Origin of the sequence: Akkermansia massiliensis (genome assembly GCF_023516715.1) — a bacterium.
Lineage (GTDB): Bacteria > Verrucomicrobiota > Verrucomicrobiia > Verrucomicrobiales > Akkermansiaceae > Akkermansia > Akkermansia massiliensis.
Map to the genome: position 1 here is coordinate 865,436 of NZ_JAMGSI010000001.1, position 23,089 is coordinate 888,524.

Annotated in this window: 16 protein-coding genes; 6 read left to right on the forward strand and 10 right to left on the reverse strand. The window is 56.0% G+C overall.

Annotation, left to right across the window (positions count from 1 at the left end):
• Window positions 1–14: 14 nt before the first annotated feature.
• The 6 genes from M8N44_RS03725 to M8N44_RS03750 form a co-directional block, all read right to left on the reverse strand.
• On the reverse strand, window positions 15–785 hold the full coding sequence (locus M8N44_RS03725) for a PEP-CTERM sorting domain-containing protein (protein ID WP_102728426.1): 771 nt from the start codon (window positions 783–785) through the stop codon (window positions 15–17).
• A 292-nt stretch (window positions 786–1,077) separates the two neighbouring features.
• Complete coding sequence (locus M8N44_RS03730) at window positions 1,078–1,455, reverse strand: hypothetical protein (RefSeq protein WP_146021123.1); 378 nt, start codon at window positions 1,453–1,455, stop codon at window positions 1,078–1,080.
• Between the two features lie 32 nt (window positions 1,456–1,487).
• Window positions 1,488–2,927 (reverse strand): efflux transporter outer membrane subunit, encoded by a 1,440-nt coding sequence (locus tag M8N44_RS03735; protein WP_102722256.1) that lies wholly within the window; start codon window positions 2,925–2,927, stop codon window positions 1,488–1,490.
• A gap of 42 nt (window positions 2,928–2,969) precedes the next feature.
• On the reverse strand, window positions 2,970–6,185 hold the full coding sequence (locus M8N44_RS03740) for an efflux RND transporter permease subunit (protein ID WP_022397992.1): 3,216 nt from the start codon (window positions 6,183–6,185) through the stop codon (window positions 2,970–2,972).
• Window positions 6,186–6,249: 64 nt separating this feature from the next.
• Complete coding sequence (locus M8N44_RS03745; protein WP_102722257.1) at window positions 6,250–7,509, reverse strand: efflux RND transporter periplasmic adaptor subunit; 1,260 nt, start codon at window positions 7,507–7,509, stop codon at window positions 6,250–6,252.
• 224 nt (window positions 7,510–7,733) lie between these two features.
• Entirely contained in the window at window positions 7,734–9,878 is a 2,145-nt protein-coding gene (locus tag M8N44_RS03750) for a M3 family metallopeptidase (protein WP_180975186.1), read from the reverse strand.
• 121 nt (window positions 9,879–9,999) lie between these two features.
• Here M8N44_RS03750 and cimA point away from each other — a divergent pair, with 121 nt between their 5' ends.
• Complete coding sequence (cimA, locus tag M8N44_RS03755; protein ID WP_102722259.1) at window positions 10,000–11,634, forward strand: citramalate synthase; 1,635 nt, start codon at window positions 10,000–10,002, stop codon at window positions 11,632–11,634.
• A 100-nt stretch (window positions 11,635–11,734) separates the two neighbouring features.
• On the opposite strand, the gene M8N44_RS03760 is transcribed toward cimA, so the two are convergent.
• The 4 genes from M8N44_RS03760 to M8N44_RS14040 all read right to left on the reverse strand — a co-directional run bounded on the left by M8N44_RS03760 (window position 11,735) and on the right by M8N44_RS14040 (window position 18,497).
• Window positions 11,735–12,115, reverse strand: a complete 381-nt coding sequence (locus M8N44_RS03760) for a hypothetical protein (protein ID WP_146021124.1) — start codon at window positions 12,113–12,115, stop codon at window positions 11,735–11,737.
• Between the two features lie 6 nt (window positions 12,116–12,121).
• Window positions 12,122–12,439, reverse strand: a complete 318-nt coding sequence (locus tag M8N44_RS03765; protein ID WP_146021125.1) for a hypothetical protein — start codon at window positions 12,437–12,439, stop codon at window positions 12,122–12,124.
• Window positions 12,440–13,049: 610 nt separating this feature from the next.
• On the reverse strand, window positions 13,050–13,493 hold the full coding sequence (locus M8N44_RS03770) for a hypothetical protein (RefSeq protein WP_146021126.1): 444 nt from the start codon (window positions 13,491–13,493) through the stop codon (window positions 13,050–13,052).
• Window positions 13,494–13,496: 3 nt separating this feature from the next.
• Window positions 13,497–18,497 (reverse strand): RHS repeat-associated core domain-containing protein, encoded by a 5,001-nt coding sequence (locus tag M8N44_RS14040; RefSeq protein WP_249853005.1) that lies wholly within the window; start codon window positions 18,495–18,497, stop codon window positions 13,497–13,499.
• 58 nt (window positions 18,498–18,555) lie between these two features.
• On the opposite strand from M8N44_RS14040, the gene M8N44_RS03780 reads away from it, so the two are divergent.
• The 5 genes from M8N44_RS03780 (at window position 18,556) to M8N44_RS03800 (ending at window position 23,060) form a co-directional block, all read left to right on the forward strand.
• Entirely contained in the window at window positions 18,556–19,266 is a 711-nt protein-coding gene (locus tag M8N44_RS03780; protein ID WP_215709540.1) for a hypothetical protein, read from the forward strand.
• A gap of 83 nt (window positions 19,267–19,349) precedes the next feature.
• Complete coding sequence (locus M8N44_RS03785) at window positions 19,350–19,730, forward strand: hypothetical protein (RefSeq protein ID WP_102728764.1); 381 nt, start codon at window positions 19,350–19,352, stop codon at window positions 19,728–19,730.
• Between the two features lie 268 nt (window positions 19,731–19,998).
• Window positions 19,999–20,211, forward strand: coding sequence for a DNA/RNA-binding protein (locus tag M8N44_RS03790; RefSeq protein WP_012421062.1), 213 nt, complete (start codon window positions 19,999–20,001; stop codon window positions 20,209–20,211).
• 253 nt (window positions 20,212–20,464) lie between these two features.
• A complete protein-coding gene (locus M8N44_RS03795; protein ID WP_022197331.1) occupies window positions 20,465–21,541 on the forward strand; it encodes an Mrp/NBP35 family ATP-binding protein in 1,077 nt (358 codons plus the stop codon).
• 169 nt (window positions 21,542–21,710) lie between these two features.
• Window positions 21,711–23,060 (forward strand): MATE family efflux transporter, encoded by a 1,350-nt coding sequence (locus tag M8N44_RS03800; protein WP_205575947.1) that lies wholly within the window; start codon window positions 21,711–21,713, stop codon window positions 23,058–23,060.
• Window positions 23,061–23,089 lie beyond the last annotated feature (29 nt).

Sequence of the window (23,089 nt, forward strand, 5' to 3'; positions counted from 1 at the left end):
GTGGCTGGAAGAGACTAGGCTCTCCGGCGGCGTACCAGCAGGATGCCCAGGCCCAGCAGGCCGAGGGAGGCCGCGGCCGGCTCCGGAACGGCGCTCAAGGCGTATTCCTTCATCTGGTCTTCTGTCAGTGCTCCCAGGTACAGGTCAAAATTGTTCAGGGTATATTCCCCGGTGACGCCGTCCGGAGGAGTCCAGGTGTTTCCGGAACCGTCCTTGGCGGAAAAATTGAGCTGGTTCATGGTGACGCTGCCGAATTTGACCCCGGAGCCGTTCAGGGAGGCCAGAGTGGTCAGGGTGGACGTATCGTCCCCCAGCATGGCGGAAATAGTGACATTCCCGTCATTGTATGTGTAAAACAGGGTGAGAGCCTGTCCTGCGGAATAGCCGGAAAGCGTTTGCGTTTTCCAGGGGGAGGTGCCTGCCGTGCCTCCGTTGTAGTTAAAGCCGCCTGCGCACAGAGTGAGATCTCCCGACTCCGTCAGCCGGTAGCCCATCCCCTCCAGGTTCTTATAATTGGATGTGGTATTATAGGTAAACAGCAGGCCTACATCCGTCCCCGAGGTGGTGCCCAGGTCGGAAATGGTCAGGGCCATGGTCCATGGAGTGGCTCCGGAGCCGGTATGCACGGGTACGGAGGGAGAGGAAACATTCAGGGTGTCTCCGTTGTTTCCGTCATAAATGGTGTAACCCTTTGAATAAGAGGAATCCATTCCATTGATGGAAGCGGCGAAGGATAGACTACCTCCCAGAACGGCGGCCAGGAGGGTCAGGTATGTGGTCTTCATATTGATTGCTGTACGGATTGGAGAAATGTTCCCGCGCAAGAGAACGTCCGTTTTTTATCGGATTCCTAATCCGCTTGTGGACCCATCCAATGCAAGCATGGATAAAGGCTAGAGAATCATGGGAAAAGGAATTGTCCTGAAAAGACCAGATCTTTTAAATTATGATGAATATCAATATTTTATGACAAACAATACATTTACCGTTAATATTTTTAATTGTTGACGGATTAGGAATCCGCCCAGGCGCTTGAAATCAGCTGTAAGAGCAGGAGCAGTATGGAGTTGCCCGTAATTATGGAATAGAAAAATCGTGGATAATTAATTCCTGAAAAAGACGATGCAATTCTTTTACGCCATCTTGATTGTAAATGAATTGGTTCCAAATCAATTCCAAAACTGCTTCCGTCCCCGCGGAACCCGAGCCGGGGAAAGGGAAAAAAAGGAGGTGGGCAGGAGATGCGATGCCCGGCAATCCGTGAAGCGGCGAAAACAGTGGATAATCCATTGATCGTCCCGCTCCGGACTCATCAATCCCTTCTGCCGGAAGCGGGAAGACCGCGGATGCCCGGCCTGCCAGGGACTGGGAAGGCGGCGCGTCTGTTTTCCGCTCCGCCGGAGAGCAAATTCCCCGGCAAGCTTGTACTTGCCGGGGAATGAAAAAAACAGTCAAGGAAACTCCCGATTTTAAGGGAGGAGCGTTTTTTATCGCTTGGGCGGGCCATCCATGATAGCCTTGTGGCTCATGTTCCAGCCGCCGCCCAGGGCCGTGTACAGGGAAACCAGCGTGCTGGCGTGCTGATAGTAGTACTGGGAAAGCTGAATCTGCGCAGGGTACAGGTTCTGCTGGGCGTACAGCACTTCAATGTAGTTGGAAAGGCCCGTGCGGTAGCGCTCAAAGGAGAGCTTCACCGCTGTTTGGTAGGCTTCCACGGCCTCTGACTGGATGGAGGTGATATTGCGCAGCTTGGCCCGCTGGATGAGCGTGCTGGAGACTTCCGCCAGGGCGTTCAGCACCGTCTGTTCATAGTCGTTGCTGGCTGCCAGGAATTCGGCCTTGGCAGCCTTTTCGGAAGCCGTCAGTTTGCCCGCCTGGAAGAGGGGGCCGGTCAGGTTGGTTCCAAAGCCCCAGCCGCCGCGGCGCCCCTGCACGTGGCGCAGGTCTGCGGAGGCCAGGCCGCCGGCCGCCGTCAGGGAAATGGTTGGGAAATAGTTGGCAATGGCTACGCCCACTTCCGCGTTGGCCGCGCGCAACTGGTATTCGCTCTGGCGGACGTCGGGCCTTCTGGAAAGGATGTAGGCCGGAATGCCGGCGGGAACCTTCACGTTGTAGGCGATGTCACGGGTGCTGCCGGAACGGCGGATGCGGCCGGGAGCGCGTCCGGCCAGGACGGAGACCGCGTTTTCCAGATTGGCGATCTGCACCTGGATGGCGGGAATCTGTGCCTGGGAGGAAGCCAGGGCGGCCTTGGCGGAGGCTACCTGGAGCCTGTCGCCCACCTGGCCTTCAAGCTGTTCGTCGAACAGGCGGAGGCTTTCGGAATAGGATTCCACGGATTTCTGCACAATGGCAAGCTGTTCGTCCAGCTGGAGGAGCTGGAGGTAGGAGTCAGCCACCTGGCGGAGCAGGGAGAGCATGAGCGCGCGCTGGCCTTCTTCGGAAGCGAGGTAGTCTGCGCGGGCCGCTTCCGTCATCCGGCGCGTCTTGCCCCAGATGTCCAGCTCCCAGGAGATGCCGGCGTCAATGGATCCGGGCGTCAAGGTATTGCCAACGGCGGAGGTTTGGACCACGTTGCCGCTGGTGTAGTTGGAGCCCTTGCTGAGGGAGCCGGAATAATCCGCCCACGGGAAGAGCGGGGCTTCCGTGATGGTGATGTACTGGCGGGCCTTTTCCACGCGCGCCATGGTGGCCTTCAGGTCACGGTTGTTTTGGTAGGTATCCGTCAGGAGGTCCTGGAGATCCTTGTTCTTGAAAACTTTCCACCAGGGCAGGTCCGCAATGGACTCCGTGGCCGCGGAGGCTCCTCTGAACGCCGTGGGCATGGGCATGTCCACCGGCTTGAAGTCGGGACCCATCATGCAGGAGGAAGCCGTGATGGCCGTGCCCAGCAGGATGGCGCGTGTGATGTATTGGTTCGGTCGCATAATGGCGTTTTGTCTGTTTTTAAATGGTTTCAAGGGCGGTTTTTACCCTTTCAGTGATTCATGGGCTTCATGGAAGAGGTGCTTCCGGGCGATGATTTCATCCGGATCCTCCGTTTCCACCGTCTTCCGGGCGATGCGGACACGGAAAAGCTTCATGATGAAGTAGAAGGAGCACGGGATCAGGAAGACGCCCACTACCGTCGCCATCGTCATCCCGGCAATCACCACAATACCGATGATGTTGCGGGAGTAGGCGCCGGAACCGGAGGCCAGGGCCAGCGGAACGCAGCCCAGGATGAAGGCGAAGGAGGTCATCAGGATGGGGCGCAGACGGATTCTGGCCGCGGAGAGCGTGGCTTCCATCAGCGTCTTGCCGCGTTCCATTTCAATGACGGCGAATTCCACGATCAGGATGGCGTTCTTGGCCGCCAGGCCGATGAGCATCACCAGGCCGATCTGCGCGTACAGGTTCAGTTCATACCCGAACCAGTACAGGCCCAGGAAAGCGCCCAGGGCCGCGATGGGCACCGTCATGAAGATGCTGAGCGGCAGGGACCACCGTTCATACAGGGCCGCCAGGATCAGGAAGACGAAGACGGAGGAGAGCAGGAAGATCTGCACGATGCCGATGCCGTTCTGGATCTTTTGTTCCTGATAGCTCATGTCTGCGTAGCTGTAGCCCATGTCCGTGGGCATGCTGGCCTCAAAGGTCTGTTCCAGCGCTTCCATGGCCTGGGAGTTGGAGTAGCCCTGGGCCGGGGTGACCATGAGCTTGGAGGAGTTGTACAGGTTCTGGCGCAGCAGGAATTCCGGACCCTTGATGTCCGTGATCTTCACGAGGGTGGAGAGGGGGACGGAACTGCCCGAGTCATTCTTCACATAGAAGTTCTTGAGCATGTCCGTTCCGGTGCGGTCGCTGCCCTGCGCCTGGATGTACACCTGCCATTGCTGGCCGTACAGGGTGATGTAGTTGATGAACAGGGAGCCCATGTAGGCCTGGAGCAGGCTGTTGGCCTCACTGATGCTGACGCCCAGCGTGGCGCACTTTTCTTCATCCAGCCGCACGTCCTTCTGCTCCACGGCAAAGGACATCACGCTGCGCACGCCGCCGTTCTTCTGCGGGTCGAATATCGGGAGCTTGCTTGCTTCCTTGACAAAGATGTCCGTTTGTTCCGCCAGGTATTCCGTGCCCTTGCCGTCGCGGTCTTCCAGCATGAAGGTGACGCCGTTGGCGGAGCCCACCCCTGCAATGGCCGGGGGCTGGAAGCACATGGGGATGCCTTCCGGAACCTTGGTGCTCAGCAGGGCGTTGAGCTGGGCGGTGACCGCCTTGGCGCTCTGGTCCGGATTGGGGCGTTCCTCCCAGGGCTTCAGCATGACGAAGAAGAAGGCGTTGTTCGTGCTCTGCACCCCGGTCAGCAGGCTGAAGCCGGAAATGGCGATCACGTCCTTCACGTTCGGGTTCTGGCGGATGAGGTCTGAAACCTTGTCCGCGGCGGCCGTTGTCAGCTGGAGGGAGCGGGCTTCCGGCATGATCAGGGCGGAGAACAGGTAACCCTGGTCTTCGTCCGGCAGGAAGCCGTTGGGAATCTGCTTGGCTACGGGCAGGATGGCGTACGCGATCAGGGCCAGCAGGGGAATGGAGATGATGAGCTTGCGGGTCAGGAAGTGGCACACCTTGGTGTAGCCGCTGGCCGTAGCGTCATAACCGCGGTTGAAAATGCGGTAGAAGAATTTCAGCGGGCCGCCCTTGTTCGGGTCCTTGGGCTTGAGCAGGATGGCGGAGAGGGCCGGGGACAGCGTTAGCGCGTTGAACGCGGAAATCAGCATGGAAATGGCGATGGTCACGGCAAACTGCTGGAACAGCGTGCCCGTAATGCCCGGCAGCAGCAGGGAGGGAAGGAACACCGCCGCCAGCACCAGGGCGATGGCGATGACGGGGCCGGACACTTCCTCCATGGCGGCGAAGGCCGCCTGGCGCGGAGTCAGCCCGCGTTCCATGTGGGATTCAACGGCTTCCACCACCACGATGGCGTCATCCACCACCAGGCCGATGGCCAGCACCATGCCCATCAAACAGATGGTATTCAGGGTGAAGCCCAGGAGCGGGAACAGCGCGAAGGTGGCGATGATGGAGACCGGCACGGCAATGGCCGGAATCAGCGTGGCGCGCCAGCCCTGGAGGAAGACGAACACCACCAGCACCACCAGCAGGAGGGCTTCCACCAGCGTGTGCTCGATTTCCTCAATGGAGGCGCGCACGGCCAGCGTGGTGTCCAGCGTCACGTTGTACTCCATCCCGGCGGGGAAGCTGCGGGCGCGGTCTTCAAAAAGCTTCACCAGGGCGTCCACCGTATTGATGGCGTTGGAGCCGGGGGCGGCATACACGGCGATGGCGCCTGAATCCCTGCCGTTGTATTTACTGGATACGTTGTAGGTCTGGGAACCCAGTTCCACCTTGGCGATGTCTTTCAGGTAAAGGAGCTTGTTCCCGTCCGCACGGATGATGATGTTGCCGAATTCCTCCGCAGTCTGGAGGCGGCCCTTGGTCTGGATGCTGTACGTGAATTCCGTTCCGGGAGGGGCCGGTTCCGCGCCGATCTGGCCGCCGGGAATCACGGTGTTCTGCGCCCGGATGGCGGACTGGACTTCTCCCACGGAGATGTTCTGGGCGGCCATCTTGGTGGTGTCCAGCCAGATGCGCATGGCGTAGCGTCCTGCGCCGAACACCTGCACGTCGCCCACGCCGGGAACGCGCTTCACGGGGTCCACCAGGCTCACGTACGCATAGTTGCTCAGGAAGATGGCGTTCAGGCTGTCATCCGGGGAATACAGGTTGATTACGGCCAGCGGGCTGCCCGTGGACTGGGTGATGGTGATGCCCATCTGGGAGACTTCCGCAGGGATCTGGGCGGTGGCCTGCCCGTAGCGCATGTAGGCCAGCGTCTGGTCCATGTTGGGGTCCGTGCCCACTTCAAAGACGATGCTCAGGGAGCAGATGCCGTTGTTGGCGTTGGTGGAAGTCATGTAGTCCATCCCCACGACGCCGGAAATGGATTGCTCAATGGGGGAGGCCACGGAGTTGGCCACCGTCTCCGCATTGGCGCCCGGATAGGTCGCCTGCATCTTGATGGTGGGCGGGACGATGTTCGGGTACTGCTCAATGGGGAGCCCCATCAGGGACAGTCCGCCGAGCAGGATCATCACGATCGAGATGACGATGGCGATGGTCGGGTGTTTGATGAAGAAGCTGGACATGGTATTAAATCATGAGAGTGCGCGGGAAAGGCGGGGAGGGGAGGGCTCCCAGGAGAGGGGGGGATTATTTGGCGGCGGGCTGGGCTTCGTCGTGCTTCATGCCTTCGGGCGTCTTGGCCTTTTCAAAGGACTGCGCTCCTACGGAAGGCATGACGGGCTGGGAAACGACAGGCTTGTAGGGCAGGGGCTTCACGGGGGACTGTCCCTGGAGCTTGGCCGCCTGCATGATTCCTTCCACTACGATGGGGCTGTCCTTCGTGAAGGAGGAGTGCGGCATGGGAACGATGTTGATCACCTGCATGCCGTCCACCACGGGCCCGAGGTTCACCACCTGCATGTGGGGAACGTTCTTGTCATCCAGATAAATGATGAATTTGGCGCTCTGGGCGGAGAGGATGGCGCGCGGGGGAACCAGCGTGGCGTTTTCCAAAGTCTTCACCGTGGCGCGGACGCGGACGAACATGCCGGGACGGAGCGTCAGGTTCGGATTGGGAATATGGCCCACGATGTTGATCGTGCCGGTCTGGGCGTCCACGTTTCTGTCAATGGCTACGGGTTCGCCCTGCATGGGGAATTCCGTGCCGTTGGCCAGAATGACGTCAAACTTGAGGTGCTTCTCCTTGGCCAGGTTGCTGTCCATGGAGTTCAGGAAGTCCTGTTCACTCACGGAGAAGTCCACGCGGATGGGGTCAATGGCGGAAATGGTGGTCAGCGGATTGGGGCTGGAGGGCGTCAGCAGGTTGCCGATGGAAGGAGTTGCCAGGCCCGCCAGACCGGAAATGGGGGCCGTGATGGTGGTGAATTTAAGATTGATTTTCGCTTCGTCCACCTGGGCCTTTGCCGTGGCGATGGCAGCCTCCGTTTCCTGGACCTGCTGCAGGGCGTCATCCAGCTGCTTGCGGCTGACGGAGCCGGTCTTTACCAGCGGCGTGTAGCGTTCCACGTCCAGCTTGTATTTCTTCAGCGTGGCTTCATACTGTTCCAGGCGCCCCTGGGCCTGGTCCAGCGTTGCCTGGAACGGGCGGGGATCAATCTGGAAAAGCACTTGGCCTTTCTTCACATAGGCGCCGTCCTTGTAATCCTTGGAAAGAAGGTATCCCGTCACCTGGGAGCGGATTTCAGCATCTTCCGTACCGCGCAGGGTGCCCACCCACTCCTGCCTGATGGGAACGTCCCTGGTTACCAGCTTGGTCACCTGCACTTCGGGAACGAGCGCCGGCATCTGGCCTGCTGAATCCTTTTTCCCTTCACAGGAAGTTAAAATCATCACCGGAGAGCACAGGAGCAGAGTTGTGGCGGCAATCGTCAAAGGCTTGTTGTACATAAATGGATGCGGTTGGTTGCAAGCTGGTGCCGGAAGATGCGGCAGAGCGAGCAAATTTTGCTTCTTTTTCTCATAAAGTCAACGCAAAGATGTGTTCTGATTCTTGTGAAATATCCGTAACCTTTGCATATTGAAGGGATAATTTAATTAAACAAATGTATAATATGTTGACTCCTCCATGCTCCTCTGCGGAGGCGGAACGGCGCTCCTCTCCGCGCCTTCGTTCAGGAGGCCAGCCGCCTCTTGCGGAGCATGGCGTCCATGCGTGGTTTTCTGCCCATGAAATCCATGAACTGCTGCATGGGCGGGACCGTATATCCCTTTTCCAGAATGGCCTTACGGAATTTCCGGGCGGTTTCCCTGTCCGGTCCTCCGGCCCGTTCAAAAGCTTCGAAAATGTCCTTGTCCAGAACTTCCGCCCAGCGGTAGGCGAAGTAAAAGGAGGCATAACCCGCCGGGGAGGAAAACAAATGGCGCGCCGTGCGCAGCTTGCCGGTTCGTTTGAAATCCTTGAAATAATCCATGTCTCCGGCTACGGCGGCGTCCACCTCGTCCAGGGGGCCGGCGGCGAAGCGTTCCGGGTCCGTGTGCACGGCCAGGTCCATTTTTGCGTACAGGAGCTGCCCGGCCAGGGCGAGGGCGGGCGTATTGCCGCGGGAAGCGTCCAGGGAGCGCAGCATTTCCTCCGGAATGGGGAGCCCCGTTTTTTCATGGCGCGCGAAGCTTTTCAGCACGTCCGGATGCCAGCACCAGTTCTCCATGAACTGGGAGGGAACCTCCACAAAATCCCGCGGCACGCTGGTCCCCGCCAGGGAGGGGGTGGAAACCCGGGTGAACATCAGGTGCAGCAAATGGCCGAATTCATGGAACAGAATCCTGGTCTCCTGATGTGAAAGAAGCACCGCGGCTCCTTCTGCGGAGGGATGAAGGTTCAGGCAGACCATGCCCAGGCGGGGCTTGCCCGGGTTTTCCCGCGTGGCCGGGCTCCCCGTGTCCAGCGCGTTCATCCATGCTCCGGCCCTTTTGCTTTTGCGGGAAAAGAGGTCCAGGTAAAAGGATCCCAGGCGGTTGCCCCTGACGTCCTCAATGGTGAAAAAGCGCACGTCCGGATGCCAGGTCCCCACGGCTCCTGCGCCTTCCCCTGCCGGAACCTCCGCCACGCGGATGCCGTATAACTGCTCCGCCAGGGAAAACAGGCCGTCCAGCACGCGGGGAAGGGGGAAGTAACGGCGCAGTTCCTCCTGGTCCAGCCGGAACTGTTCCTTTGCCTGGAGGCTGGTGTAATACGCCACGTCCCAGGGATTCAGACGGGCGTTTTCCTGTCTCGTGAGACGGGCCTTGAGTCGGCGCAGCGCTTCCATTTCACGGAAAAAGGGGGCTTTTACCTTGTCCAGCAGCTCATTCACGAACTTCATGGCGTTTTCCCCGTTTCCCGCCATGCTCTCCCGCAGGGCGTAATCCGGATACGTTCCATACCCGCACAAATGCGCCTTTTCACGGCGCAGGGAAAGAATCTCCCGGATGACGGGTTCCGTATCGCATGCTCCCGTGGCGACGGTCTGGAGATGTTCCCATAAATCCTTCCGGCATTCTTCGCGGTGCGCCTTCTCCATCACCCGGGCGGAAGCCGCGGAATCCAGCGTAAACGTCCAGCCCGGGCCGGAATGGCCTGGGCTGCGTGACTGGAACTCCTCCCGCGCCTGTTGAAGAGCGTTGTTGTCTATCCCTTCCAGAAAGGCGGCGTCCCGCACCGTCCAGGTCCAGGACTTCCGCGCGTCCATGTACAGATTGTTGAAACGCTGTGAGGCGAGAGTCAATTCCCTGTCAATTACCTCAAGCCGCGCGCGCTTGTCCGGCGGCAGGTCCGCCCCGTTGTCCCGGAAGCTCTGCATGGTCAGCTCCATGTACCGTTTCTGTTCCGGGCCCGGATTGGTCTGCCGCAGGCGTTCCTCAGCGATTTTCAGGACGTTCCACAGGGCCTGGTCCTTCGTGACGGAGGAAAGGAAGGCGGACACGCGGGGCGCAACCGAATCCATGGCCTTGCGCAGTTCCGCGCTGTCGCACAGGCTTTTCAGGACATAGGCCTTGCGCATGCCTTCCATGAGGAGGTCATTGCTGCATTCCAGGGCGCCGAACGTGTTTTCATACGTCATTTCCTCCGGTTGGAGACGGCTGATCTCTTCCACGGCGGACCGGGTGAGGCGCATCGCTTCCCGGATGTCCGGTTCCAGCCTGTCCGGGGTCAGGCGGTTCCAGCAAATGGGGCGGCTCTTGTCCAGAAAAGGGTGGGTGGAAGAATCCGCCGGAGAGGGAAGGGCCGCGGAAAGAAAAAGGAGAAGGAGATGGAAAAACTGCCTGGGTAACCGCATGGCGGCTATCCTACCGGAAGCCCTCTCCCCCTTCAAGCCTTGTGCTTTTCGTGTCTGCATCCGGGGAAAAACCGGGCCCCGGTCTTGAACGGAACCGCGTTTGCATGTATGAACAAAGGCGATGTCCACCAAAATTTTCCTCTATGATACCACGCTGCGCGATGGAGCGCAGAGTGAAGACGTCAACTTGAGTGCGACGGACAAGGTCCGCATCGCCCGGCAGCTGGATTATCTGGGCATGGACTACATTGAGGGCGGCTGGCCCGGCGCCAACCCGGTGGAGACGGAATTTTTCAAGGCCATGAAGGACGTGGAGCTCAGGAATGCGAAGCTGGCCGCCTTCGGCAGCACGCACCATCCGTCCAGTACGCCGGAGACGGACCCCACGCTGAACGCCCTGGTTTCCAGCGGCGCGCGGGTGGCCGCCATCTTCGGGAAATCCTGCCCCCGCCATGTGGAAGTGGCGCTGGCCATCTCCCGGGAACGCAATCTGGAAATCATCGGCAACTCCATCTCCTTCCTTAAAAAGAATTTGGAAGAAGCTTTTTTTGACGCGGAACACTTTTTTGACGGCTTCAAGCGGGACCCGGAATACGCCCTGGCCGTGCTCCGCGCCGCCCATGAGCACGGCGCGGACTGCCTGGTCCTGTGCGATACCAACGGAGGCACCATGCCGGAGGAAATCGGTTCCATCATCCGGACGGTCAGGGAACGCCTTCCGCATGCCGCCCTGGGCATCCACGCCCACAATGACTGCGAGCTGGCCGTCGCCAACAGCCTGGCCGCCGTGAACAGCGGGGCCGTCCAGGTGCAGGGCACCGTGAACGGCATCGGGGAACGCTGCGGAAACGCCAACTTGTGCTCCGTCATTCCCAACCTTCAGTTGAAGATGGAGGGCTTTTCCTGCCTCAGTGACGCCTCCCTGACGCGCCTCAAATCCACCGCCGCCTTCGTTTCGGAAGTGTCCAACCTGGCCCCCTTCCGGCGGCAGCCCTTTGTGGGGAACGCCGCCTTCGCCCACAAGGGGGGCGTGCATGTGAGCGCCATCATGAAGGACTCCGCCCTGTACGAGCACATTGACCCCTCCCTGGTGGGGAACGCCCAGCGCGTGCTGATGACGGAGCAGGGAGGCAAAAGCAACATCCTTTCCCTGTCCCGTACCTTGGGCTTTGAACTGGAGAAAGGGGACCCGCTTCTGGACGTGCTCTCCGCCGCCGTGAAAAAAAACGCTGCGCTGGGGTATGACTACGTGGCCGCCCCGGCCAGCGCGGAACTGCTCTTCCTGCGGCACATGCCGGACAGCGCGCTGAAGCCGTACTTCAACATCCTGCGCACCGTGGTGCTTACCTCCCGCCATGAAATGGATCCGGACATGATGGTGGAAGCCTCCCTCAAGCTGGACGTCCACGGCAACGTGGAGCACACCGCCGCCGGAGGCTTCGGCCCCGTGCATGCGCTGGACCGCGCCCTGCGCCGCGCCCTGACGCGCTGGTACCCGGAACTGGAACAAATGCACCTGATTGACTACAAGGTGCGCGTGCTCTCCCCCACCCGGACGAACATTCCGGACGCGGCGGAGGAAAATGGCACCGGCTCCAATGTGCGCGTGCTCATTGAATCCTCGGACGGCGTCGCCACCTGGACCACAGTGGGCGTCTCCTACAACATCATTGAGGCCAGCCTGGAAGCCCTGGCGGACGCCGTCACGTACAAGCTCTACAAGACGGAGCAGGCCAGATGGCGCGCGGAATGCTGATGGACAGGCTCCCTGGAAGCTGACTGCCTGACGATCTTATATTCTCTCTGAAGCGCACGGCGGCTTCCGGCAGGGAGAGAAGGCGCGCTCCGGATAAAATTCATTTGAATTTTACTTCCTCCGGTGTTGGCATATCTTCCGGCAGGTCAAAAGGAAGGACTACAGGACAGTTGTAATCAAGTATACCGGGCTCCTGCTTCATGGTCAGGGGACGGCTTTCAGGTTTAAAATGAAATACCTGGGCATTACTTGGGAATTCAGTTGCATAACGATGATGTTCTACATCATACATCAATGTCCAGTTAACGGCGGAAAAAATGCCGTACCGTTTATTCGTTCCATGCTGATCCCTTCTGGTGTATTCGCCCAGCAGGGCGATTCCCTGGACAACCACGCATAAATAAGGGTAGCTTCCCAGGTTTGCGGATTGTTGCCGTCCATTGCGGAAAATGAGTTCCTGACTGAATGGAATGATCAGCACTGGAAGCTATCCTTTGGAACCGGGCCATTCCGGGAATGCAGATAAATACCTCCATTCCCGCTGTATGACCGGCAGTTGATTTCTCATGACCGTCCATAAATAATTAAGGCAAAGAGGCTGGTTTAACATCATCCATAATAGATGGGGAGGCATCGTATTGCGGTTGTAGGCCTCTACAAATTCCTCGCCGCAGCTGCGTACAAAACTCAATTCCCAAAGCTGGGAGGTCAAGTTAAAGCTTCGTTCCATTTCACACCATTCCACCAGCCGCCGATAGCTGTAAATGTGGCTGACCTCCTCCCGGTTAATTTCCACCAATACCATCTTGTTGTTTGAAGACGGCATAGAGAGCAAATTGGCGTCGGCATGGATCGGTTGGGCTAGTATCAACCCAAAAAAATGCAACAAATGAACACAACGAAACAATTAACAAATATCCTTTTCATTTTTCCTTCTTGGAAAATCTTATTATAATGTAAATCAATAAATATGTCCGTTCATTATTGCAATTGAATTTAAAAATCTTCCACTTGATAATGTATTTTATGTAGAGAAACTCTTTCTTTGAAATGGTTATATTTTTCTTTTTCTGGATTGCATCAATCTTTGTTGAAATCTTGTTTCACGAGAATTTTTTTATTACCGTTTTCAAGGATTAAAAAAACGGGAATTGACTAAAAGTTCGACTTTTTATTTTCCAATAGGATTCTGATTTCTTCCGTTTCCTCATCCTGTACCTGTTCTGTCATCCCTCTGTTTTTGCCAAGATCCATGAAATAGTAAATAACTTTTTGTAAATCAGATGGAATCTCATTAAACGCGAACCAGGGATAGGAAGAAGAGAATCGAAATTAAGTAATAATTAATGGAATATATTCCATTAATATTTTATGATTGCATTTGTGTCTACAATAAAAAAGAATCCTATATTTTTCTATTTCGAAAGAATAAGTTTAATGTATGGTTTGATGATTTCTTTTATTGTTTTTTTCCTATCCTCAGAAAGATCAATTGGCATATATTCCGGAATATCGCCCATTGGAGTAATATCAATGGAGTATTCTCCTTCCTTTTTGCTAATAATATTTAATGATAAAGAATAGGAAGGATATACATGGACACCTTTATTTATTAATGGTTTTTTATAAGAAACAGTTGTCAGTAGATTAGCTATACGTTCTTTATCGTTATTTTTTAACTCCAGTTCTCTTTTTCCTTCGTCGTCGGAATAATATAACTTAATGCTGCTACAACATTTAGATATTTTTACTATTTCTTTGAAGGTGTTTTTTTGCATTTCAATTATATCTTTATCTTCCCCATGAGAAATCGAGGTAATTAAAAATAATATAGATAATACTATAGAATATTTTTTCATAAACTATATTTTTATTTGAGGATAAATCTCATCTACTACTTTTCTTGCAGATGTTTCTCCACCACAGGAAGGAGCTGCAGACCTTGTTGCACCTTTTTTAACACATTCGTCAAAATTAGGAATTGTATTATGCAAAACCTTACATCTACCATCATATTTATATGCTACTATTTCTCTCTTTACCATTTCTCTACATCCTGTCTTGCCAGGCCTTTCGCATTCCTGATATGCATGAATATATTCATGTGTTAAAATTTGCTCTAATGTTGTTTTGTTTTTAATTTTATTGTAATAAATATTTATGATATTTTTTATTGCATAATAAACACCTAAAAATGTAGACTTTTTATTCAGATTGCACATACATATCGTTGAAGGCAATGCACATTTTTTATTACTTTTTATAGCTTTAATTGAAGCTTTTAGATATCCGGAAGGATTATTCAATAAATATTGAACTTCTTTAGTGCATTCTTGGTAGGTTATTTTTCCTAATAAATCAAAATCAATAATAGAATTATTTCTTACAAACCCATACAAATTCCGCCCACCCTGTTCCGAGATAGGATCCCTGCTAATCCATCTTCCGTCTGTGGGATTGAGATAACGGTAATTATAATACACAAGTCCCAGTTCGTCGTCTACATATTCACAGGAAAAACGAAACTTGTTTTCCTGAGCCATGTCTCCTTCAGTAGCCAGCAGATCACCAAAGGATGCATATTCATAGAGAGCCCTTCTCGTCTGCTGTCCGTCGAAGATGGAAGTAACATTTTTAATGGCATCGTATATGAAGTAAAAATGTTTATCAATTTCCTTACCGCTGTTCTTCCAATAGTTCACTGCCAAAAGGCGTGTGGCCATGGGTTCCGTCGGGTCCCACAGGTAGCTCTTTACCAGCAAAGGTTCGGGATGCGTCAAATCCAGTTCAGCTACCTGCAGGTAGTCCCGGTACAGGAACCGGCAATGGCTGGATACTGCCCCATTGACGGAGACCTTCTTCTCGAAGCGCCTTCCTCGGTAGTCGTAGCCGCAGGTGATGGTTGTTCTGCCATCCTGGCTGGTGAAGACGATGGGGCGGTCGTTGGCGTCGTAACTGATTTCCCAGATACCTGTCGAGGTCCTGATGCGGGTCTGGTTGCCGTCGGCGTCGTAGACGGGGGTAAAATGTTCTTCTCTCCCGGCAATCTCCGCGTACTGGTTAAGACAGTTGGCATCGTAGGATACTTCCTCTTCCAGTTCCCGAGCGGTTTTGCGGTTGCCGATGTTGTCGTATCGGTAGCTGAAGCATCCTCCCCGGCTGATCCGGTCTTCCACCAGCTCGCTGCGGCCATTGTAGGTAAAATCTCTTAGCGCGGCAGGAGTGGCGACATCCCAGGAATCACGTCGCTGAATGGGACGCCCCAGGGCGTCGTAGTCGTATTCGTGGCCGGCTGCCAATTCGCCGTCCGCTCCCTTCCTGTAACCGATGGCGGTTACGAGGTTGAGCCTGGGATGGTAGGTATTGCAGCGGGCCATGCCGTTGGGGTAGGTGAGATAGTTGAGGAAGCCGCTGGTTGGATCGTACTGCCAGGTAAAGGGATACTCCAGTCCTTCCAGATTCATCCCGATGATGGCACCTTTGGAATCGTAGTCAAGATGAGAGTGCTGCACCGTGCGTGTGCCGACCATCAGGCGGCAGCCGGCCGAACGGCCAAAGGGATCGTATTCTTCCTGAAGAGAGCTTTCCACGGTTCCAAAGGAAGTGTCCTGAATCATGTTGCCGTAAACATCGTAGGAGCATTCCCTGATGCCGGAGGCGTCCCGGACGTAGGTCATTTGTCCGAGGTGGTTGCAGGAGAACTCCCATCCTGGCGTACCGTCACTGTGGGAGACGGAGACGAGTTCCCCGGTGAGAGGAGCATAGGCGTAGGTGGTGGTGATTCCTCTGGCCTTGGTCAATGTCTCCAGACGGTTGAGAGTGTCGTAGGTTTTCGAGACACAGGACCCGTCTGCATAGGTCTTCTTGAGTTCAAGCCCCGTAGCCTCGTCATGGAGCCACGCGGTGGTGTCTCCGTCAGTACGGCCGCAAGGATCGGAAGTGATGTCTCCCTCATCTGCCCGGAAGGTAGTCAGGGAGACCATGTGATCGGCTTCGTCGTAGGCGAAGCAGGCCGGCTGGGTGGCGGTGCCGTACTTGGCCGTCTTTCTGCCGCGTATGTCATAAGAATAGCAAACTGTTCCCCCCAGGGCGTCGATGATGCAGGCGGGATTGTCACAGCAGGGCGAGTAGCTAGTGGTAGTCACGTTTCCTGCAGAATCGGTAGTTTTGACAGGACGTCCCGCAAGGTCGGTTTCAGTCGTCGCGGCATTGCCTCTGGAGTCCGTCTGCTTGAGAACCATGCCCGTGGAGGCGTAGGAGCGGGTTTGTGAGGAACGGATTCCGGAGTGGTCGGTCTGGCTTACGGTAAAGCCGTCCACGACAAGAGACTCGGCTACCATGTTTGAAGTGGGAATGCGGCTGAACCGGGTGCGCCTGGTAGGAGCGGTGTACTCCGTCCACTCGACGCTCTGCTGTCCGTAGACGTCCGTGGAAATGGTCTTGCTTTCCAGGAGGGGATCGAGCAGGGAAACCATATTCTCCGTGATTTGAGTAAGGGGGAGACCGTCGGCATTGTAGGTGGTGGAAGTCTGCACCTGGCAGACGCCGTCTTCCCGGAACCGGTAACAGGAGGAGTGCTCAGTGATTCTGTTTTTAGCAGGGTTATCAGGATGTAACTCGTCCAGCAGGACGGTTTTCTTCATGGCCTGCCCCAGTTGGTTGTATTCTGTGATAGTAGGAGCAAGGTTCTCCGTTTGAGATCGGATCAATTGTCCCTTGTCATTGTATGTATTACTGGTGACGATGAACCCTCCCTTCGTATTGGGCTGTTCCTGCCGGACGGTCTGTCCAAAGCCGTTTTCCAGAGACCTCGACAGCACAACTCCCTTGGACAAGGTCGTGGTCAGGATGCCTTCTTCGGTTAGTTCCAGCTGGGTCTCCATCTCTCTTTGCCCTGTTCCTCCTTGTAAGGTGGTTGTGCCGTCGTAGTAGGTTCGAGTGACCAGGGTAGCCCCTGCAGGAGTGGTGACGGTGGTGGTGAGTCCGTCTTCGCCGTACTCGGTTCGGGTGGTGCGTCCCAGTAGGTCTATGGAGGAAACGACCCGTCCCTGATCGTCGTACTCCGTCCTTTCCGTCGTCGTCATCGGACCCACGTCGCGCCGCACGGCGATCGTCCTTCCCGCCGCATCATAGCTGTAGGAGGTAATCATTTCAGGGGTGGTTTCTGTCGCCGAGCGGATGGTTTCCACCAGCTGCTTGGCCGTGTTGTAGCCGTAGCTGGTGGTGATGCCGTCTTCGTCGGTTTCCCTCAACGGGCCGCAGCACATCCACTCAGTCGTACTGACTCTGCCGTTGCCCTTCGTCGTCTTGACGAGCCTCTGTTCGTCATCATATTCATAGTCCTCCGAGGCAATCAGCGACCAGCCTTCTCCGGTGTGAACGTATTGTTCTTTCCTGGTAGTGGTGCCGTTTTCAGCGATGTATTGCACGTTTCGTGTACTTTGTCCCGGAACGATGCTTCCGTTGGCCTGCACGGTCTCCGTCACCTTGTGGACGGCCCCGTATTCCGCGGTGGCTTCGTAAGTATAAACGGTTTGCACCCCGTCAATACTCTGGCTCATCTTCCGCCTGCCCCGGGCGTAGGGATACTCCGCTGCCTCCCCATAAGTCTCTTCCACGCGGGTATGAACCTGGTCGCTTCCCAGCGCGGTTTCCGTCACGGTCGTGCGGCTGGCCTGCGGACTGTCTTCATAGGTATAAGTGCGTTTGAGAAGCGCCGTTTCTTCTCCATTCTCGGCAATAATTACTTCGGTTTCCGTGGCGGGCCTGAAGTCGTTGAAGCGCAAGTCGGCGTAAGTCGTGCGTGTCCCCTTTTCGCCGCCTCCGGCCCAGGGAGCAGCGGAAAGCACGGTTCTGCCCTGGTCATCGTACTCGTAGCGCGTGTACCCTCCATCGGGCTTGATCTCCAGGGACACCCGGAACTGGTCGTTGTAGGTGTAAAGCGTAGTCTGGGCCAGAGGGGTGTTGTAGCCCTGGGTGCTGCTGATGGTCAGCCAGCCTCCCTCGGTGTACTTCTTGACTGTACGCGTGCAGGAAGAAGGTGTTTCCTCGTTGATGCCCTGAATAGTTTCAATGCGCTCCCACTTGGAACCGGGCAGCACGTTTTTCTCCACCGTTCGCACGGTGCGCTCATCCCCCTCTCCCTGAATGGTCGTCACCTTGTTGCCTTCCGTCCTTCGCTGCGTCCGGAAGACAGGCATCCCCTCCCTCTGTTCGGCGATATCCATCACCTGCACGCCCTGGTCGTCACTCAGTTCATAGCTGACCGTCTTGTAGGGAGTTCCGGTGCCGGCAAAGCCGCGCGCATTCTTGCTCACCTGGCCGGGAGCGTACCATTCCAGAGTGAGCCTGTTGCCTTCCGGAACCGCCTGGAGCAGTCCCCGGGACTTGGACCAGATGCTTTGGATGGCTCCCGTGGAAGGATGGCGGTTCACCTTCATCTGCCGGGAATAAGCTTCCGCCGTGGTTTCCACGCCGGAGGCGGAAACCATGGAGACGACCTTTCCGGTGGCTGCCGAGAAGCGCAGGGTGCGCCCATTGCTCTGGACCATGTCCAGATAGGCGGGAGAGCCGCCGGTGCAGGGAGACTTGTCGGCATTCAGCTTCCGAACCTTGTAGTTCAACTTGCGCGAACTTCCTGAGACGGAGGCTCCGGCATGGCCGTCAGAACTCTGGAAGGAGATGGAACTGCCCGTGGGTCGTTTGACGGAGATCTGTCCGGTTTCGGGATTGCAGGAGGCGCTCCATTCGAGGGGATGCTTGTAGCGCAGGGTGATGGAAGAGAGGGCGGAAGGTTCGGCAAGGGTGCGGAGAAGCGTGGGATTACCTCCTTCACTTCCGCCTCCGGAATCGCCCTCGCCCACTTCAAGCAATCCTTCGCAGTCGTCGGCTCCATCCGGGTTGCCGCCGAAGAAATGGGAGGTGTTCTTGCTGCAATCGGACTGTTCGACGTCTTCGTCACAATCACAGGAACAGGGACATGGACAACCTCCTTCCTCCGGCTCGCTGGAGGAAGAAGAGAGGGAACTTGAACTGCTGCTGGAAGAAGAGCTGGAGCTGGAAGAACTCGATGAACTTGACGAGGACCATGAAGAACTGCTTGACGAGGAAGAGCTGGAGCTACTCAAGGAACTTGAAGACGAAGAACTCGAACTGCTGGAGGACGACGAACTGGAAGAAGAACTGCTGGAACTGCTGGAACTGCTGGAACTGCTGGAACTGCTGGAACTGCTCGAGGAAGAGCTGGAAGACGGAGCGCTGCTGGAGGAATCCGGCTCCTGGGGCACCAAGGAACTGCTGTGGAAACTGGAAGACGACCAGCTGCTCGAGGAACTGGACGAGGAAGAACTGGAGCTGCTGGATAGAGACGAACTGGAAGAAGAATCCGGAAGCTCGGGAGCCGAAGAACTCTGCTGGGAGCTGGAAGACGAGCTGTTGGACGAGGAAGAACTCGAACTGCTGGAAGAGGAACTGGAGCTGCTGCTTGACTTGGGGTCAAACTCAAAGGAATCTCCTCCCCCTGCCGAGGAACTGCTCGACGAGTTCCCTTCCTCCTCTTCCTGGTACAGGTTGACCAGGGTTAGCACGGTTTCTCCTTGCCTGCTGGGAGGCGTGTTTTCCGCCAGCAGGTAATAATCCAGGTCGGGCTCGCCTTCCTTGTCGCACATTAAGGCAATGCAGAACTCGGCTTCCGACCCCTGGTCGGGCTGGTGTTGATGGACGATGTGGCACCAGTAATATCCCTGGTCGAACTGGATCTGGCGGCGGAGAGGGGTGGAAGGACCCGGCTCCGTGGAGAGTTCCAGATCCTTGGCGGGAATGGAAAGGGAGATGGAAGAGTGGGCGTGGAGATGGAGAAAACAGGTGGAGGGAGCCATGACCTTGAGGTATCCGAACCATTCGTGCCGGGTGTTGTTGGAAGCAGTTCGTTTGGGGATAAGGACGGGAGCGGAGAGGCCGTTGACCTGGAAGTCGCCCTGGGGCTGTCCGTTGGGGTACATGGGAATGAAGGGATAGACGGTGTCCATGGCACCGATGTTGAAAGTGTTGTTCATGGTAATGAAATGATGTTTGTTCAATGGTTGCGACTACCATGAATCAAAAACTAACAACGTAAACACGTCGGGAACGTTACCTCTAAATATTAAAGTTTATGAGGGAAAATTTGACTCCTTTTCAATCACTTTCGATCGAAATTTGGATATCTGAAAAGAGGTATAAATGAGGAAACATGGCGAATGAAAGAGGGATATAAAAATTTGTTGAAAGAGAGAACCCGGGGATTCCATGGCAAATAAAACATTGACCCGCCGAGAGGGAAACTCTATCCTGAAAGCCTCATTCAACCGGAGGAAGATTACAGCCGTGGAGGACGATATTATTTGTACAGAAAAAATCATTGCGGAACGCAAGACGTTCTTTCTTGATCTCAAACAGAATGCGCGCGGCAAAGTGGTGCGTATTACGGAAAAGGTGAGCTCCAACCGGGACCGGATTATGGTGCCTGCGGAAATTTTGGATGATTTCATCGCCGCTCTCCAGGATATCCGGGAGACCCTGAAGCAGCAGGGGGAATAAATTTTCCCCCTCCCTCCTGTTCTTTATTTCACCAATAGCGGGGCTGCGGCCGTCCCGCCATTTCTTAGTATCCGGGGCATTGCAAATCCGGCGGGCAAAAAGCCGTTTTGTCTGAATTAGGCGTTGTCAAAAATAAAAAAGGGAGTATTTTTACTTCCCGGTTTTGCCGTCCCCTTTTTTCATATTCCGGAGCATTCTGCATTCCGGAGGCGCGGGGCCGGAATGTTGATGCAACCATGAATATTTCAGAGATATGACGACACAACAGGAATTGACTCCGGAATTGATACGGGCTGCGCTGACCACGGTAAAATTTCCGGGGTTCAGCCGCGACATCGTATCTTTCGGGCTGGTGAAAAAGATTGACATTGACGCTGAAAACAACGTCACGATTGATTTGGTGATTGAGAGCAAAAATGCGGATATTCCCCGTTACATTTTTGAAGGCGTTCACGGCGTGATGAAGCATTTGCCCGGCGTGAAGCACTGCGACGTCAATATCGAGCATAAGGCTCCGGAAGCCAAAAAAGGAATCAATGACGATCCCTCTACCTGGAAATCCTCCGTTCCCGGCGCCAAGCACGTCATTGCCGTGGCTTCCGGCAAGGGCGGGGTGGGCAAATCCACCGTTTCCGCGAACCTGGCGGTGGCCCTGAGCAAGCTGGGGTATTCCGTCGGTCTGGTGGACCTGGATATTTACGGCCCTTCCATGTCCCTGATGTTCGGCACCAAGGAACGCCCCGGAGCCAATGAGAATGACGAATTTATCCCGGTAACGGCCCATGGCGTGAAACTTCTTTCCATGGGGCTGCTGATTAATGAATCCGATCCTGTAGCGGTGCGCGGTCCTCTGGCGACACGCTACGTCCAGCAGTTCCTGCGCAACGTGGCATGGGGGGATGTGGATTTTCTGATTCTGGACCTGCCTCCCGGCACCGGAGACATTCAGCTGACCATTGTCCAGACGGCCGAACTGGACGGCGTGGTGGTGGTGACCACCCCGCAGGAAGTGGCGCTGATTGACGCCCGCAAGGCGATCGGCCTCTTTGAACGGGTGGAAACCCCCATTCTGGGCATAATTGAAAACATGAGTTATTTCCAGTGCCCCTCCGACGGCAAGATTTACCATATCTTTGGCGAAGGAGGCGGCGAACGGGAAGCGGCCAAACTGGGAGTGCCCCTGCTCGGCAAGATTCCGCTGGATATTTCCACCCGCTCCGGCGGGGACGAAGGCCGCCCCGTGGCCCTGGAAGATCCCGGGCAAAATCCGGTTTCCGCCGCGTTCCGCCAGGTGGCTGAACAATGTGCCCGCGTGGTGCTTGACCGCTGAATGTCCCGGACGGGGCGGAAGGCCCGGTACGGTTGGTAACCCTTAAATTTGAAGCCGGATTGGAGCCTGCCGCTCCGGTCCGGCTTGTTTGCCGGCATGTTCCGGCTCCTTTGAATGAGGAATGCATGGAAGGAAATAAAAAATGAATAAGACGTGGAATTTGAAGGAAATGAAAAAGTTGATACCGCTGGCCCTTCCGGTGCTGGTGGTCAACCTCTCCATTGTGGGCATGGGGGCGGTGGACGCTATTGTGGCCGGGCGCGCCGGCGTGACGGACATGGCCGCCGTGGCCCTGGGGTCTTCCGTGTACCTGCCCGTGGCTCTCTTCGCCTGCGGCGTGCTGATGATCATCGGCCCCGTGATTGCCAACATGCGGGGGAAAAGCCATGAAAGCCGCGTGGGCTACATGACCAACCACGGCCTGTGGCTGGCGTTGATGCTCAGCCTGGTTTCCATGCCGGTCATTTATGTGTTGAGAAATGTATTCGGCTGGATTTCCGATGACGCCGCCATGTGCCGGATGGCTTCCGCCTACATGTTCGCCATTATGTGGGGCCTTCCCGCCAACCTGGGATTCGTGGCCCTGAAGAGCCTGAACGAAGGCTCCAACATGACGCGTCCCGCCATGTACGTGGGATTGTGCGGCCTGCTGCTCAACATTCCCCTGAACTACATGTTCGTCTTCGGCATGTACGGTTTTCCCCGCATGGGCGGAGCGGGGTGCGGCGCGGCCACGGCAGTCATTTTCTACATTGAATTCCTGCTAATGTTCCTGCTGGTTTACTTCAATCCCAAGCACAGGCCGTACCGCAGGCAAATCATTTCCTGGCGGCGGCCTACGCCTTCCGTCATCACGCACCTGGTGCGTCTGGGCGTGCCGATAGGCGTTTCCCAGCTGTGCGAGGTGATGCTCTTCTGCGCGGCGGCTCTGGTGCTGGCTCCGCTGGGAGAGACGCAGGTGGCGAGCCACCAGATTGCCGGGAACGTGGGAGGCCTGGTGTTCATGCTCCCGCTCTCCGTAGGGCTGGCGGCTTCCATCCGCGTGGCGTACCATCACGGCAGGAATGACCTGGCAGGCACCAGATCCGCCATTCTGTCTTCCTATGTGCTGGTGCTCACCATCTGTCTGTGCACCTTTGGAGGCATCACCCTGTTCCGCGAGCAGATTGTGCACCTGTACAATGACTCGGAGCTGATTGTCAGCACGGCTTCCGTCCTGCTGGTTCTGGCGGCGGCCTACCAGCTTCCGGACTGTTTGCAGGTGCTTTCCGTCGGGGTTCTGAGAGGATTCCGGGACACGGCGTCCATTACCTTCATTACGTTTTTCTCTTATTGGATGGTAGGATTTCCGGCGTGCTACATCCTCGCCCGTACGGACTGGATTGTCCCGGCCATGGGAGCGCGCGGCATCTGGACGGGATTCATCATCGGCCTGTCCGTAGCGGCGGTGCTGTTGCTCTGGCGCGTCGTCCGTACCGTTAAACGGGAGTTTAAGATGATGCGGTTCCATGAACAGTAAGGGACGCTCCCTCCTGTTTTTATGGAGAG

Coding starts and splice junctions, on each gene's coding strand:
- cimA (WP_102722259.1), top strand. CDS start 10,000: ATGTCCACCAAAATTTTCCTCTATGATACCACGCTGCGCGATGGAGCG.
- M8N44_RS03740 (WP_022397992.1), bottom strand. CDS start 6,185: ATGTCCAGCTTCTTCATCAAACACCCGACCATCGCCATCGTCATCTCG.
- M8N44_RS03745 (WP_102722257.1), bottom strand. CDS start 7,509: ATGTACAACAAGCCTTTGACGATTGCCGCCACAACTCTGCTCCTGTGC.
- M8N44_RS03725 (WP_102728426.1), bottom strand. CDS start 785: ATGAAGACCACATACCTGACCCTCCTGGCCGCCGTTCTGGGAGGTAGT.
- M8N44_RS03750 (WP_180975186.1), bottom strand. CDS start 9,878: ATGCGGTTACCCAGGCAGTTTTTCCATCTCCTTCTCCTTTTTCTTTCC.
- M8N44_RS03785 (WP_102728764.1), top strand. CDS start 19,350: ATGGACGATGTGGCACCAGTAATATCCCTGGTCGAACTGGATCTGGCG.
- M8N44_RS03735 (WP_102722256.1), bottom strand. CDS start 2,927: ATGCGACCGAACCAATACATCACACGCGCCATCCTGCTGGGCACGGCC.
- M8N44_RS03770 (WP_146021126.1), bottom strand. CDS start 13,493: ATGAAAAAATATTCTATAGTATTATCTATATTATTTTTAATTACCTCG.
- M8N44_RS03765 (WP_146021125.1), bottom strand. CDS start 12,439: ATGGTATTGGTGGAAATTAACCGGGAGGAGGTCAGCCACATTTACAGC.
- M8N44_RS03800 (WP_205575947.1), top strand. CDS start 21,711: ATGAAAAAGTTGATACCGCTGGCCCTTCCGGTGCTGGTGGTCAACCTC.
- M8N44_RS03795 (WP_022197331.1), top strand. CDS start 20,465: ATGACGACACAACAGGAATTGACTCCGGAATTGATACGGGCTGCGCTG.